Source organism: Pseudomonas sp. NFACC13-1, from assembly GCF_900104425.1.
Classification (GTDB): Bacteria; Pseudomonadota; Gammaproteobacteria; order Pseudomonadales; family Pseudomonadaceae; genus Aquipseudomonas; species Aquipseudomonas fluorescens_AA.
This window is the reverse complement of sequence record NZ_FMXV01000002.1, coordinates 244,223-258,484: the sequence shown is the minus strand read 5'-3', so window position 1 is coordinate 258,484 and position 14,262 is coordinate 244,223. Positions and strand designations below refer to the sequence as shown.

Sequence of the window (14,262 nt, the reverse complement as noted above, 5' to 3'; positions counted from 1 at the left end):
CGATGCTCGGCGAATGCATCTTCTGGTTCAGAAGCGCTCGATGTGCGCTTCAAGACCTGCCTGCCGCGCGAGTTCGATCATGGCTTCGACCTGGTCTGCCTCGGCGACGAACCCGATATATTCGTCGCCACCGCAGTCCAGGTGCAGATAGCGTTTATCGAACGCCGTCAGCCATCGGTCGAAATTGGCCAGCGTCTGCGACATCGACAGCGTGCCCTCATGGCGGTAGGGGTAAGTTTCTTTCACCCCGCTGGCGCTGACCAGGTAAGGCACCAGATACTCGAAACCATCAAAGCCTTTCCAGTCGACGCCTAGCAAAGCCAAGTGGTCGAGCTTCTGGCCCTTGTCCGCATCCAACAGGCCTTCCACCAGGGCCGTGGCCGGCTCCTGGCCCGAGCCGTAAATGCGCAGCACACGCCTGACCAGCCGGGCGCGTTCGTCTTCCGGCATGCGGACCAACAGGGCTTGGGCAAACGCCTTGAGCCCGGAGCGATAGGGATGCAGCTCCCGCATGATCGCCGCGTCGCTGACAGTCGTTTCCTCTGGTGGCGGCAGGGTAAAGCGGCCGCCGAACAAGCGATCAAGAATGCCCATTTCCTTTCCTCAGATTGTCCATTTTCCCAATCAGCCGTTACACGTTTCCCACATGAACGCGATACCTGATATCCCGATCAAAATGGTCCTCCGGATTTTCGTAGGCTTCCAGCGTTTCCAAGAACCCCGTCCGCTCAAGACTCGTCAAATCCTCAAGGGTCCAATCGAAGGGGAAGTCGCTGGAAAAGCTCTCGCCCTGATATTCAATCCATTGAAAAACCGGGAAGGGCAGGTAACCGAGCCACTCTGATCGATAGGTGATCTCGTCGGATTCGCTACTCCTCACCACGGCGCGGATCTTGTTCTTGATGGCTGCTTGTCGTTCATCCATGGTGTTTCGATCCCTGACTCAGGGTTGGGCTGGAGGGTTTGGATGTAATAGCGCTCACTCGTGCGTTCCTTGCGGTTCAAGGGCGTATTTTGCCTCGAAAAGCCAAACGCAGCACATCCTGATTCTGCGGCAGCGCAAGCTCTCCACCTATCACTGCCGCTGCGTCTAGATAGCGCTCTGGTTAACGCGTTTGGAGAGCGCTTCGGCGCTTTCCTTGCGCTCGGAGTAGCGGTCGACCAAATAGGCTTCTCTGCCACGCACCAGCAAGGTGAACTTCATCAATTCCTCCATGACATCGACAACCCGGTCGTAATAGGACGACGGCTTCATGCGCCCGGCTTCGTCGAACTCAAGGAAGGCTTTGGGGACGGAGGATTGATTGGGGATCGTGACCATGCGCATCCAACGACCCAACACGCGAAGTTGGTTCACCGTGTTGAAGGATTGCGAGCCGCCGCACACTTGCATCACCGCCAACGTCTTGCCCTGTGAGGGACGAACCGCGCCCAGGGCGAGCGGGATCCAGTCGATCTGGGCCTTGAACACCGCCGACATCGAACCATGGCGTTCCGGCGAGCACCAAACCTGGCCTTCCGACCACATCACCAAGTCGCGCAGTTCCTGCACCTTGGGATGATCGACGGGCGCATCGTCCGGCAGCGGCAGCCCGGAGGGATCGAAGATTGCGGTTTCGGCGCCCATGAGCTCCAACAGGCGTGCCGCTTCGCGGGTCAGCAACTGACTGAAGGAGCGCTCGCGGGTTGATCCGTGCAGTAGAAGTATGCGCGGCTTGTGCTGTGGTTCTGCGCTCTGCGCGAGCTTTTCCGGCGTAGGTACATCGAAAAGTGACAGGTCCAGATTTGGAAAGTCATTTGGGGGTTCGCTGGAAAACTCAGTCATTGCACCTCTCCCGTCCGGTCGAAAACATAATATATGGAAAAATGAATATTCGTATTTCCATATATTTAGCGCAAGACGCAATTTGACTGATGGTCCGAAATTTCGCTGAGGGCAGATGATTTCAAGGGGAGGGGCGGCGGCCTGGAGCCAGCCCGGCAGGACTGAAGCGCAAGCTTGAGATCGGCAGCCAGGCGCGGCGGTTTTGGCGCAGCGCTTCAAGGGGGGCGGTGACGTGGATCAGCCTTGCGCAGGTGTGATGGGCGCGTCACTGGCTTCAGCCGCCAGTTTCAGGCGGTCGGCCTTGCTGATGTATTGATTCTTGCTTTTGGGTGCCAGCTTGGCACTGGCTTTTTTGGCGTTAGCCTTCAGTAACTGGTTTATTTTCTTGCGGCGATTCATGTCGTTCTGCTCGGCGTGTCAATGTTCGGATGGTATCAGCTTTCCGTTTTCTCAGGACTTTTCCTGATTTTGGCAACGGGCTTCACGCGACGCTCGACAATGATCGAGTCATTGGGGATCTCCAACCGGATCGCCGTTTCCTCGGTGTGCATTTCAATGAGCGTCGAATTGCCAACGCCTCGGAAAATTACCGTCGCATTTTCAAATCGTTTGTAATTTTCCAGCGGGGAATCCTTGGGGGCTGGCAATAGGTTGGCGTAAGGCGGTTTCACCAGAATCGTTGCCCTTTCTATGCGTATCTGCGCGAAGCTCATGGCCGCTTGCAGCAAGTCGGAAGTCACGCCACCCATGAGAAGGGGCGTCAGGAGGATGACCCCCGCGATCATTGCCCTGGTTCTTTTCAAGGGTTTCATTTCGTCAGGGGGATTCAGGTCAGGATGTTCGGAATCGACGATGGCAGGTGCCGATGGCTGCGCTGCTTTTATTTTTTTGTTCTGTTCCAGATAGGCTGAATAAACGATGTACTGAAAAATCGGCAGGAGGATGAGTTGAATGTGTTCCAAGGGGCTTTTATGGGTCAGGAAATAAATGGTCAGCGCGCCGCATATTCCAAAAAATACTGAGAAGAACGTTATTTTTGGGCGTTTGAATTCCAATATGGGGTTTTTATCGGAGAATTTTCCATGCAGCCAGACGAAGCCCCTAAGCACGGGGATAAAGATCGGGGAAAGCAATATCCCGGTCGCTGTAACGGCTGCAGAAAAATAAATGCAGACCAGGCCAAAGCAAAACGCCGTGACCAGGAATAACAAACTGTCTCCAACGGATACGCCTTGCGGGTAATGACCGTTGCTCAATAGATAACTGACAATGCACGTGCCGCCAATCAGTAATCCGATTTTTGCCGACAGGGAGAGTAGTTTTGTCGCGATTTCTATCTGTTTTTCGAGTCCGGTGGTTGCTTCCCGCATTATCCAATCCTCCTTGATATTACACTTGGGACGGTCGTTCCTGACTCATCTCTCTGTGGTTAGCATAGCGATGGTTTCTGTTGATTTCCTGCTGCCTGGAGCCTTGGGGGAGGCGCCTGAATATGACATGACTGTTGGGCACAAAGGGGGTAACCGGTGATATGTTCCGGTGCGATTCCAGTGAGAATAGCGTTACGGACTCGGTAGCCATGCGACTTGAGCTCTTTACCTTCCCTGCTTGTGAATTGTGTAGGTCATTCCCGCAGGGCGCGGTACGGCAGAAGAGCTGGCAAAGTCGGCATGATAACCGCTCAAGACGCAACGCCCGCTATCGCTTGTACTAAGCTGTCCTCCCAGGAAAACCTGCGGGAGACGGCAACGATGCCTGAATGTTTCGATTCGCTGGACGAAGCCTTTGCCGCAATCGCCCAGGACAAGGAAAAGAAGCGATTATGGACTGTCCTCACTTTTGCGGGCAGCCGCCAGTTTCATCTGTTCTGGAGTGCGGCCAATGCCGGTCAGATCGTGGCGGGCATATTGAACCAAGGGTTGCCGGCCAGCCCCGACTCCGTACCACAGGTGTTGCCTAACAAAGGCCTGCCGCAACAAAAACAAGGTGGCGTAGACAAGTCCAGCGCTCAATACCTGCAGAACGAAATCAATCGTCAAACGGTATCGAAGACAAAAGCCTTGCGCGCCAACGTGGCCGATGTGCTGGCCCAGCAATGGAAGGTCAATACCTGGACCTTCACGGGGCATGCCGAGGAGCGGATGCTGCTTAACTTTGACGCTCTTTACACCCAGTATGCCGTTGCGTCAGGGCAGATTCCGACGGTCACCATTTACAACTCAGACTCGCCCTGTACGGTCGACGACCCACGTGCTAGTTCCTTGTTACAGCCGCGTTCCTGCTCGGCCAAATTGACGCAACTGGCCAAGCGTTATCCGTTTGCGCAGTTTACCGTGTTCTATTACAAGGCCTATCACGGTAGTGGGTTAAGGGCGATGGATGGCGCGTCATCAAGTTCGAGCGCCGGCAGCACCTCCCCGTCGGCGTATGTCGTGGGCAGCAATATCGAACTGCTGCCGTTTACCGCGGAACTCCGGGAGTTGTGCGCCCAGAACAAGATCAAGTAGTCGCGTAGGATGAAGGGGGAAAAACTACCCCCTTGTCACCTCAGATTGCTCTGGAAAAAGGTTGTCAGCTTATCGAATGGAATGAGGCTGACCCGATCATAAAGATCGACATGGCCAGCCCCAGGAATGATGACAAGTTCCTTGGGTTGACCGGCGAGCTTGTAAGCCTCTTCGCTGAACTCCCTGGAATGAGCATCGGCTCCGGCAATGAACAACATCGGATGAGGCGAAATGGTCTCGATGTCATTGAGCGGATAGAAATTCATGAACTTGACGTTGCTGGTCAGCGTCGGGTGCGTGGTCAGGTCTCTGGACGAGCCGGAGGGCGTGAACTCACCGCGCGGGGTGCGGTAGAAGTCATAGAACTCACGTTGGATAGGGTGAGTGTTTTCATCCAACTGATGCACTGTACCGCTGGTGTAAAGCGTTTCACCGCCCGCGAACTCCACGTTACGCTGCTGTGTGGCTTGGGCGATGATCGCCCGCCGTTGTTCGAGGGTTTGGGAGTGTTTCAATCCGTTGCGGTTGACGCCACCCATGTCATACATGCTCACCGTTGCGATGGCTTTCATGCGCGGGTCGATCTTGGCTGCGCTGATCACGAAGCTGCCACTGCCACAGATGCCGATGGCACCAATGCGCTCCTTGTCGACGAAAGGCTGGGCGCCGAGAAAGTCCACCGCGGCGCTGAAGTCCTCGGTATAGATATCCGGCGAGACGGCATTGCGCGGTCGCCCCTCGCTTTCGCCCCAGAATGACAAGTCCAGGGAGAGGGTCACGAAGCCTCTTTCCGCCATTTTCGTGGCATAGAGGTTGGCGCTCTGCTCCTTGACCGCGCCCATCGGGTGGCCTACGACAATCGCCGGACTTCTTGTCTTGCCAGTGAGTTTTTTCGGGATGAACAGGTTACCTGCCACGTTCATTTGATATTGGTTCTTGAAATTGACCTTCTGTACGGTCACGTCGTCGCTGGTATAAAAGTTATCTGCGCCGTTGGACATATCGGCTCCTGTTGCTGAGATTGAACAGACAAGAAGGGTGAGTAAAACGATGATCTTTTTCATTGGGAATCCTGTCGTTGCGGGGTAATCAATGTTGGGAAAACGTCACTTGCACATCCCGCCGGCCCAGCGCTTGAGCCAGTTTCGCGGTGTCGTCCACTTGTCCCAGGCGCGTGTAGGCGTAGGTCGAGTTGAAGTTCGTGTAAAAGACGACCAGGGTGTCCGTGCCGTACAGCATCAAGTCGCCGGTGCGGATCGTTCCCGGCTTGTTTGCTTCGGCAGGCAGCGCTTGGGGGAGGGGGGCGTATTTCTCGTTACGGTTGAGATCGCTCATCTGCAACGTCAGCGGCAATAACGTGACAAACGCGCGGGCGGCAGCGTTGTCGGCCAGGGCGATGGCGAAGCGTTGTTCGCCGACGGTCATCCACATAGCCGTGTTCTCCCCTTTTGAAGATGCCGACGCGGCAGCATTGGGCGTTGCATAGCTGCCAGGCACGAGCATTACGGTCAGCAAACCAAGCCGGGCCCATCTCATCGCAACGGTGCATGTTTTTCTGTTCATGGGGTTCATGGTGACCCTGGGAGCAGTTATGCGACTAGCTAATGAGTGCTTAACAAGGCTATAAGCAGGGCTAATCAATCTGCTTGAAGTGCTCTTGCCATGGTCAAAAGAAATCTCAACGATCTGCTGTCTTTCGTCACCGTGGCGCGCGAAGGCAGCTTCACGCGAGCTGCCGGGGTGCTGGGTGTCACACAATCCGCGCTGAGCCAGGCGATCAGTGGCCTGGAAGCACGCCTGCAGATCCGGTTGCTGACGCGCACCACCCGCAGCGTTTCGCCGACCATTGCCGGCGAGCGGCTGTTGCAGGCCATCGGTAATCGCTTCGATGAGATAGAAGCCGAGCTGGATATGCTCACGGACATGCGCGACAAGCCCGCAGGCACTGTACGCATCACCTGCGGTGACCATGTCCTGCGCACGACCTTGCTACCCAAACTGATTGGGCTGCTACACGACTACCCGGATATCAATGTCGAGTTCGACGTCAGCTACGGGTTTCGAGACATCGTGGCGGATCGTTTCGATGCGGGCGTGCGCCTGGGCGATACCATCGACAAGGACATGGTTGCGGTCCCGATCGGCCCGCCGCTGCGGATGGCGGCCGTGGCTTCGCCAGCGTATTTCGCCACTCGCGCCGTTCCCGGGCATCCGCGCGACTTGATGAACCATCGTTGCATCAACCAGCGCATGCCGACATCGGGTGGGCTCTATGTCTGGGATTTCGAACGGCGAGGCAAACAGGTCAACGTGCGAGTGGACGGCCAGCTCATTTTCAACACGTCGACTCATATCGTGCAGGCGGCGGTGGCCGGGCTGGGCATTGCCTATCTGCCCGAGGAGGAGTTTGAACCCCATCTTCAAGAGGGGCGGCTGGTGCGCGTGCTGGAAGATTGGTGTCCGCCGTTTTCAGGCTACTATTTGTACTATCCCAGCCGGCGGCAACCTTCGCCTGCATTTACGCTGGTTGCCAATGCATTGCGCCAAGCCCATTAAGGCGGAGTGACGGTTCGAATAAGCGGATACGGCGTATGTCTATACTTGCTCAGGCACGCTGATTAACGGGGACGGCTTTCAAGGAGTCGCTTTCAGAACACGTTTCGTCGTCCATGTGCAATCGCCAACCCCCGGGAGTGGCAAGCTGTGAAGATGCCCCGGACCAGGTGCGCCAAAGACACCTGGCCGGAGAGCGAGAATGGCGATCGGATGTGCCACGCTACCGTGACGTGGGCCGGACGCCGCAGCCAAGACTCCGGACGGCTGCCGCCATGCGGCGGTGTCGTTCGAGATGCCGAGGTACGTTTATGCCCGATGAGACGCTTCACCTGCCTTTGATCCATAGCGTGCTTGCGCGCGAAAAGGACACCCCCGGTGCCTTGCTGCCTATCCTCCATGCCATCCAGGCAGGCTGCGGGTATGTCCCCGACAGCGCCGTCCCGGAGATTGCCCACGCCCTGAACCTCAGCCTGGCTGAAGTGCGCGGGGTCATCAGTTTCTACCACGATTTCCGCACCACGCCGCCGGCGCGCCATACGCTTCGCCTGTGCCGGGCCGAGTCCTGCAAAAGCATGGGCGCCGAAGTCCTGGCTGCGCAGTTGCGCGAGCAATTGGCGCTGGACGATCACGGCACCAGCGCCGACGGCAGTATCAGCCTGCGGCCGGTCTATTGCCTGGGTGCCTGCGTCTGCTCGCCGGCCCTGGAGTTGGACGGGGAGCTGCATGCCCGGATCACGCCTGAGCGTCTGCGTCAGTTGGTGAACGATTGCATGGAGGAGGGCGCATGCTGACGCTCTGTATCCCCCGTGATTCGGTAGCCCGTGCCGTGGGCGCGGACAAGGTGGCCGATGCGTTGGTCCGTGAGGCTGAACGTCGCCAGCTGCCGCTGACGGTGTTGCGCACCAGTTCCCGTGGCCTCTACTGGTTGGAACCGTTGGTGGAGCTGGACAGCGCCGGCGTCCGGCTGGGCTTCGGCCCTGTCACGCCGGCCGATGTGCCGGGCCTGCTGGATGCCTTGGCAGGCGATCCTGTCAGCCATCCACTGGCCCTGGGGCCGGTGGAGGAGATTCCCTACCTCAAGAGCCAGCAGCGCCTGCTGTTCGCGCGCGCCGGCATCACGCAACCGCTGTCTCTGGACGACTACCGTGCCCGGGGCGGCTTCCTGGGCCTGGCCCGGTCCATCCAGATGGACGGCGCGGATGTCGTCGCCAGCGTGCTGGACTCCGGCCTGCGTGGCCGGGGTGGCGCGGCGTTTCCGGCGGGCATCAAGTGGCGCACGGTGCGTGATGCCCAGGGGCCGCAGAAGTACGTGGTCTGCAACGCCGACGAAGGCGACTCCGGCACGTTCGCCGACCGTATGCTGATGGAAGGCGACCCCTTCCTGCTGATCGAAGGCATGATCATCGCCGGCATCGCCGTAGGCGCGACGATGGGCTATATCTACGTGCGCTCGGAGTACCCGGATGCCGTCAGTACGCTGAACGACGCGCTGCACATCGCCCGTGAGGCCGGTTACCTGGGCGCGAACGTCGCCGGCAGTGGCCGCGCGTTCGAGCTGGAAGTGCGGGTCGGTGCCGGCGCTTATATCTGCGGCGAGGAAACGGCGCTGCTGGAGTCCCTCGAGGGCAAGCGCGGCACGGTGCGCGCCAAGCCGCCGCTGCCGGCGCTGCAAGGCCTGTTCGGGTTGCCGACGCTGGTGCATAACGTGCTGACCTTGACTTCGGTGCCGATCATCCTGGAGAAGGGCGCGCAGTTCTATCGCGACTTCGGCATGGGCCGCTCCCTGGGCACGATGCCGTTCCAACTGGCTGGCAATGTCCGTCGCGGCGGCCTGGTGGAACGCGCCTTCGGCCTGAGCCTGCGAGAATTGGTGGAAGGTTACGGCGGCGGTACCGCCAGCGGACGCCCGCTGAAGGCCGCGCAGGTGGGTGGGCCGTTGGGTGCCTGGGTGCCGCCTTCGCAGTTCGATACGCCGCTGGACTACGAAGCGTTCGCCGCCATGGGGGCGATGCTCGGCCACGGTGGTGTGGTGGTCGCCGACGACAGCCTGGACATGGCCCAGATGGCCCGGTTCGCCTTGCAGTTCTGCGCCGAGGAGTCCTGCGGCAAGTGCACGCCGTGCCGGATCGGCTCCACCCGTGGGGTGGAAGTGGTGGATCGCTTGATCGCCAGCACTGAAGCCGGTGCCCGTCAGGAACAGGCCCTGTTGCTGCAGGACTTGTGCGACACCCTGCAATACGGTTCGCTCTGTGCCCTCGGTGGGATGACGTCCTACCCTGTCGCCAGCGCCCTCAAGCATTTCCCCGCCGACTTCGGTCTGGCGACCACGGAGGCCGACCAATGATTACCATCTTCGATCCCAGCACCGACATCGACCTGGGCACCCCTGCGCGTGAAAGCGACGTGCAGGTCAGCCTGACCATCGACGGGCGCGAAATCAGCGTCGCCTCCGGCACTTCGGTCATGCGTGCCGCAGCCTTGCTCGGCACCACCATTCCCAAGCTCTGCGCCACCGACAGCCTTGAAGCCTTCGGCTCCTGCCGCATGTGCCTGGTGGAAATCGACGGCATGCGCGGCTATCCCGCGTCCTGCACCACGCCGGTGACCGAGGGCATGGTGGTGCGCACGCAAACCTCCAAGCTCGCCACGCTGCGACGCAACGTGATGGAGCTGTACATTTCCGACCACCCGCTGGACTGCCTGACCTGCTCGGCCAATGGCAACTGCGAATTGCAGACCGTGGCGGGGCAGGTGGGCCTGCGCGAAGTGCGTTATGGCTACGAAGGGGCCAACCACCTGGACGAGGCCAAGGACATTTCCAACCCGTACTTCGACTACGACCCGAGCAAGTGCATCGTCTGCAGCCGCTGCGTGCGTGCCTGTGAGGAAATCCAGGGCACCTTCGCCCTGACCATCAGCGGGCGCGGCTTCGATTCACGGGTGGAAGCGGCCGGGGGTGACAACTTCCTCGATTCCGAATGCGTGTCCTGTGGCGCCTGCGTACAGGCGTGCCCGACGGCGACCTTGATCGACAAGAGCGTCGTGGAAATCGGCCAGCCGGAGCGCAGCGTCATCACCACGTGCGCCTACTGCGGCGTGGGTTGCTCGTTCCGCGCCGAGATGAAAGGCGAACAACTGGTGCGTATGGTCCCGGACAAGAACGGCCAGGCCAACCATGGCCATTCCTGCGTCAAGGGCCGATTCGCCTGGGGCTACGCCACGCACCCGGATCGCATCACCAAGCCGATGATCCGCAAGCACATCAACGACCCGTGGCAGGAAGTCAGCTGGGACGAGGCGGTCACCTACGCCGCCAGCGAACTGCGCCGGATCCAGCTCAAGTACGGGCGCGACTCCATCGGCGGCATCACGTCCAGCCGCTGCACCAACGAAGAAACCTACCTGGTGCAGAAACTGGTGCGCACCGCATTCGGCAACAACAACGTCGACACCTGTGCCCGGGTCTGCCATTCGCCTACCGGTTACGGCCTCAAGCAGACCTTGGGCGAATCCGCCGGGACCCAGAATTTCGACTCGGTGATGAAGGCCGACGTGATCCTGGTGATGGGCGCCAACCCCACCGACGCGCACCCGGTGTTCGGCTCCCAGCTCAAGCGCCGCCTGCGCCAGGGGGCGCGACTGATTGTCATCGACCCACGGCGCATCGACCTGGTGGATTCGCCCCACGCCCGCGCCGAACTGCATTTGCAACTGCGTCCCGGCACCAACGTGGCGATGCTCAACGCGCTGGCCCATGTCATTGCCACCGAAGGCTTGATCGACCAGCCCTTTGTCGAAGCCCGCTGCGAGGCGTCGGACTTCGCCCGCTGGCGCGATTTCGTCAGCCTGCCGGAAAACTCCCCCGAGGTCCTGGGCCCGGTTTGCGGCGTACCTGCCGGGCAGATCCGCGCCGCGGCACGGCTCTACGCCACCGGCGGTAACGCGGCCATCTACTACGGCCTCGGCGTCACCGAGCACAGCCAAGGCAGCACCTCGGTCATGGGCATCGCCAACCTGGCCATGGCGACCGGCAACATCGGTCGCGAAGGTGTCGGGGTGAACCCGCTGCGTGGGCAGAACAATGTCCAGGGTTCCTGCGACATGGGCTCGTTCCCCCACGAGTTGCCAGGCTATCGGCACATCTCCAACGAAGCGGTCCGCGCCGAGTTCGAGCAGGCCTGGAACGTCACCCTGCAACCCGACCCGGGCCTGCGTATCCCGAACATGTTCGAAGCGGCCCTGGACGGCACCTTCAAGGCGCTTTATTGCCAAGGTGAAGACATCGCCCAGAGCGACCCCAATACCCAGCATGTGACGGCCGCGCTGTCCGCGCTGGAATGCGTGATCGTCCAGGACATCTTCCTCAACGAGACGGCCAAGTTCGCCCACGTGTTCCTGCCGGGCAGCTCGTTCCTGGAGAAGGACGGCACCTTTACCAACGCCGAACGCCGCATCTCCCGTGTTCGCAAGGTGATGGACCCATTGGCCGGCAAGGCCGACTGGGAAGCCACCATCGCCCTGGCCGATGCCCTGGGCTACAAGATGCACTACAACCACCCCTCGGAAATCATGGATGAAATCGCCCGCCTGACGCCGACCTTCACCCGCGTCAGCTACGCCGAACTGGAGCGCCACGGCAGCCTGCAATGGCCTTGCAACGATGCCGCGCCAGACGGCACGCCGACCATGCACATCGAGCAGTTCGTGCGCGGCAAGGGCCGCTTCATGCTCACCGGCTACGTGCCCACCGAAGAGAAGGTCAACAACCGCTACCCACTGCTGCTGACCACCGGCCGTATCCTCAGCCAGTACAACGTCGGTGCCCAGACCCGGCGCACCGAAAACGTCGCCTGGCACGAGGAGGACCGTCTGGAAATCCATCCGACCGATGCCGAGAACCGCGGGATCGTCGACGAAGATTGGGTGGGTGTCGGCAGCCGTGCCGGGCAGACGGTACTGCGCGCCAGGGTGACCGAGCGGGTGGCGCCGGGTGTGGTCTACACCACGTTCCACTTCCCGGAATCGGGCGCCAATGTGATCACCACCGACAACTCCGACTGGGCCACCAACTGCCCGGAGTACAAGGTGACAGCGGTGGAGGTCGTGCGGGTCAGCCAGCCTTCGGAATGGCAGAAGCGTTACCAGGCCTTCAGTGATGAACAAGGCCGCCTGCTGAGGGAACGCCGCCATGCCGAAAAAGCCGAGGTGCGTCGATGAGTTCTGACAGCTTGATCAAGATGGCCAACCAGATCGGTCAGTATTTCGCCAGTGAGCCGGACCATGCGGTGGCGGTGCGGGGTGTGTACCAGCACATCAAGAGCTTCTGGACGCCAACCATGTGTCGCGACTTGATGGCCTGGCAAACGAAACATCCTGACGCTGTCCTGCACCCGTTGGTGTTGGCGGCATTGATGGAGTTTGAAAAAGCGGCCTAGGAGGGTAATGCCAGTCAGTTAAGCCTCAAATAAGCCTCAAACCTGTGGGAGCAAAGCTTGCTCGCGATGGCGGCAGACCGGCAATGGCGTTGTCGACTGGCTAACCCAATCGCGAGCAAGCTCTGCTCCCACAGGGCTGTTTGCCTTTCAGTTATTGGTTATTGACGGTGATGTAGGGGTCCCACGTGTTGGTCGGGCCAATCTGGTTCAGGTTACGGTCCAGCAGAACGAAGTAGATTTTGTACCAGAGCTTTCCTGGGCTCAGCGCAGTGGACTGCCAGAAGGTATAGGTCACGTCGGTTTTGGAGATGCCGCCGGGAGCGCCGTTGTCCAGATAAGGCACGGGGATACCGGGGATGTTGTACGGTGTCGGCTTCGAAATGGTGCCCTTGTAATCGCCGCCCTGGTGGGGGTCGCCGATCTCGATGTCCTTGATCAAGGCGATTCGGTCGAAGTTGCGCGACAGCGTGGTGGCGCGCCAGCGAATGGTGTCACCGGGTTTTACGTCGAACCACAACTCGTTACCGCCTTCGCCTTCGCCACTGGTGATATTGGCATGGCTGTCGATGGCACTGCGGGTCACCAGCATGGCAATCGCGCCGCCTACGTCGTTGGGATGGGCGAGCAGGTAATCGGCGTCAACATTGACGAGCACATCAATGGTTTGGGTCGCTCCAGACATTTTGTTGCTCCTTGAGGGAATGACATTGACGACCGCGCCTGCAAAGGCGTCCGGGCCACCCGGTCCCTGGGTGCGGTCTCGAGAGGAACGATAGGTGACAGCGTTGTGGTGTCAAATTGCGAATGCTTGACGCTGACCAAGCAGAGCGAAGCGCAACGCAACCAAGGCTTTGATTTGCTTTTGGCGTGGACGATCACCCACTGGATTCTGGGTGGTTTGCGGGTGGTATCAGTGGCCAAAGGCGTACGAATTTTGTCGGCGATTGCTCCCGAACTCGCCGGAGGACGTATGACCGGCCATCAGGTTTGGCAAGCCTTGTGAAAGCGATGGTGGCTGTGCTGCCGTCATCGCGAGCAAGCTCGCTCCCACAGCAGGCTTGGGCTGGTCGCAAAATCGAGGTGCGCCCCGATCAAACCGTGGGAGCGAGCTTGCTCGCGATGGCACTTGATCAGGTCACCAAAATTTCAAGACCGCAGGCCTAGTCGCCCGTGTCTTCCGGCTCCAGCGCTCGCAGCCAGCGGTTTTCCGAACGGCTCAGGTGCTGGCGCATCGAGGTTTGGGCACCCAGTACATCCTTGAGGGCTACGGCGCGCAGGATCGCTTCATGTTCGGCGACTGCGGCTTCCCACGTCAGGGCATTCTCCGAGTGTTTGCTCAGGTGAGCCGAAATCGGGTTGTGTCGTTCATCGAACAGGGCGGTGATGATCCGCACCAGGGCGGAGTTGCCACTCATCTTGGCCAGGCGCTGATGGAATTTACGGTCATCCTCCAGCGGAGGCAGGCCGTTGGCAATGCTCGCGCGCATGGCATCGATGCAGTCCTGCAGATAGCGGTAGTCGCTTTTCTTGCCATGCAGACAGGCCAGGATCACCGACTCACCTTCGATCAACGCACGCGCCTGCATCAGTTCCGAAGGGCTCTCGCCCAAGGTCATGCTCGGGTTTTTTCCGTCCTTGGACCGGGCTCGCACATACACGCCGGAGCCCATCTTGATCTCGATGTCGCCGTCTATTTCCAAGGCGATCAGCGCCTCGCGAAGCGACGGCCTGGAAACCCCCAACAGTTGGGTCAGGTCGCGCTCGGGGGGAAGCCTGGAACCGGCCTTGAAATCCCCCTGGGCGATGTAGTTGCGCAGTTGATCGGCGATTTTCTGGTAGGGCTTGCGTTCGGCGGCGTTGATCGGTGAGACCATGGGTGGACGTCCATCGGAGAGTCGGCAAAGGCTACCATAGGCGCTTGATGGTGGGCGCGAGCAAG

General features: G+C 59.9%; 16 protein-coding genes. 7 read left to right on the top strand and 9 right to left on the bottom strand.

What is annotated here, in order from left to right; genetic code table 11:
* Positions 1-27: 27 nt before the first annotated feature.
* The 5 genes from BLQ55_RS03580 to BLQ55_RS03560 all read right to left on the bottom strand — a co-directional run bounded on the left by BLQ55_RS03580 (position 28) and on the right by BLQ55_RS03560 (position 3,195).
* The gene (locus BLQ55_RS03580; RefSeq protein ID WP_092252415.1) at positions 28-594 is read right to left on the bottom strand and encodes a DUF6630 family protein; all 567 of its coding nucleotides are present in this window, start codon (positions 592-594) and stop codon (positions 28-30) included.
* Between the two features lie 37 nt (positions 595-631).
* Positions 632-925 (bottom strand): hypothetical protein, encoded by a 294-nt coding sequence (locus tag BLQ55_RS03575; RefSeq protein WP_092252413.1) that lies wholly within the window; start codon positions 923-925, stop codon positions 632-634.
* Between the two features lie 165 nt (positions 926-1,090).
* Complete coding sequence (arsH, locus tag BLQ55_RS03570; RefSeq protein ID WP_092252410.1) at positions 1,091-1,825, bottom strand: arsenical resistance protein ArsH; 735 nt, start codon at positions 1,823-1,825, stop codon at positions 1,091-1,093.
* Between the two features lie 237 nt (positions 1,826-2,062).
* Positions 2,063-2,224: a DUF2986 domain-containing protein gene (locus BLQ55_RS03565; RefSeq protein ID WP_092198006.1), complete on the bottom strand. Its 162-nt coding sequence runs from the start codon at positions 2,222-2,224 to the stop codon at positions 2,063-2,065.
* A gap of 35 nt (positions 2,225-2,259) precedes the next feature.
* On the bottom strand, positions 2,260-3,195 hold the full coding sequence (locus BLQ55_RS03560; RefSeq protein ID WP_092198009.1) for a hypothetical protein: 936 nt from the start codon (positions 3,193-3,195) through the stop codon (positions 2,260-2,262).
* Positions 3,196-3,495: 300 nt separating this feature from the next.
* Here BLQ55_RS03560 and BLQ55_RS03555 point away from each other — a divergent pair, with 300 nt between their 5' ends.
* Positions 3,496-4,332, top strand: a complete 837-nt coding sequence (locus BLQ55_RS03555; protein ID WP_092198012.1) for a hypothetical protein — start codon at positions 3,496-3,498, stop codon at positions 4,330-4,332.
* A gap of 35 nt (positions 4,333-4,367) precedes the next feature.
* Here the strand turns inward: BLQ55_RS03555 and BLQ55_RS03550 are convergent, their stop codons facing one another.
* Together BLQ55_RS03550 and BLQ55_RS03545 are read right to left on the bottom strand one after the other, a co-directional pair.
* Positions 4,368-5,396 (bottom strand): alpha/beta hydrolase, encoded by a 1,029-nt coding sequence (locus tag BLQ55_RS03550; protein WP_092252408.1) that lies wholly within the window; start codon positions 5,394-5,396, stop codon positions 4,368-4,370.
* 25 nt (positions 5,397-5,421) lie between these two features.
* On the bottom strand, positions 5,422-5,868 hold the full coding sequence (locus tag BLQ55_RS03545; protein WP_092252406.1) for a cyclophilin-like fold protein: 447 nt from the start codon (positions 5,866-5,868) through the stop codon (positions 5,422-5,424).
* A 126-nt stretch (positions 5,869-5,994) separates the two neighbouring features.
* Here BLQ55_RS03545 and BLQ55_RS03540 point away from each other — a divergent pair, with 126 nt between their 5' ends.
* The 5 genes from BLQ55_RS03540 to BLQ55_RS03520 all read left to right on the top strand — a co-directional run bounded on the left by BLQ55_RS03540 (position 5,995) and on the right by BLQ55_RS03520 (position 12,323).
* Positions 5,995-6,888 carry a LysR family transcriptional regulator gene (locus BLQ55_RS03540; protein WP_092252404.1) on the top strand — a complete coding sequence of 298 codons (894 nt, stop codon included), beginning with the start codon at positions 5,995-5,997 and terminating at the stop codon, positions 6,886-6,888.
* A gap of 308 nt (positions 6,889-7,196) precedes the next feature.
* The gene (locus BLQ55_RS03535; RefSeq protein ID WP_092252402.1) at positions 7,197-7,679 is read left to right on the top strand and encodes a formate dehydrogenase subunit gamma; all 483 of its coding nucleotides are present in this window, start codon (positions 7,197-7,199) and stop codon (positions 7,677-7,679) included.
* The gene (locus tag BLQ55_RS03530) at positions 7,673-9,232 is read left to right on the top strand and encodes a formate dehydrogenase beta subunit (protein WP_092198028.1); all 1,560 of its coding nucleotides are present in this window, start codon (positions 7,673-7,675) and stop codon (positions 9,230-9,232) included. Before BLQ55_RS03535 ends, BLQ55_RS03530 begins: the two co-directional genes overlap by 7 nt.
* The gene (gene fdhF, locus BLQ55_RS03525; RefSeq protein WP_092252400.1) at positions 9,229-12,105 is read left to right on the top strand and encodes a formate dehydrogenase subunit alpha; all 2,877 of its coding nucleotides are present in this window, start codon (positions 9,229-9,231) and stop codon (positions 12,103-12,105) included. Before BLQ55_RS03530 ends, fdhF begins: the two co-directional genes overlap by 4 nt.
* Positions 12,102-12,323 (top strand): formate dehydrogenase subunit delta, encoded by a 222-nt coding sequence (locus tag BLQ55_RS03520; protein ID WP_092165271.1) that lies wholly within the window; start codon positions 12,102-12,104, stop codon positions 12,321-12,323. Before fdhF ends, BLQ55_RS03520 begins: the two co-directional genes overlap by 4 nt.
* 151 nt (positions 12,324-12,474) lie before the next feature.
* On the opposite strand, the gene BLQ55_RS03515 is transcribed toward BLQ55_RS03520, so the two are convergent.
* On the bottom strand, positions 12,475-13,005 hold the full coding sequence (locus BLQ55_RS03515) for an AidA/PixA family protein (protein ID WP_092252398.1): 531 nt from the start codon (positions 13,003-13,005) through the stop codon (positions 12,475-12,477).
* Positions 13,006-13,131: 126 nt separating this feature from the next.
* On the opposite strand from BLQ55_RS03515, the gene BLQ55_RS03510 reads away from it, so the two are divergent.
* Complete coding sequence (locus BLQ55_RS03510) at positions 13,132-13,326, top strand: hypothetical protein (protein ID WP_092198037.1); 195 nt, start codon at positions 13,132-13,134, stop codon at positions 13,324-13,326.
* 157 nt (positions 13,327-13,483) lie between these two features.
* On the opposite strand, the gene BLQ55_RS03505 is transcribed toward BLQ55_RS03510, so the two are convergent.
* Positions 13,484-14,197 (bottom strand): FadR/GntR family transcriptional regulator, encoded by a 714-nt coding sequence (locus BLQ55_RS03505; protein WP_092198040.1) that lies wholly within the window; start codon positions 14,195-14,197, stop codon positions 13,484-13,486.
* Between the last annotated feature and the right edge of the window lie 65 nt (positions 14,198-14,262).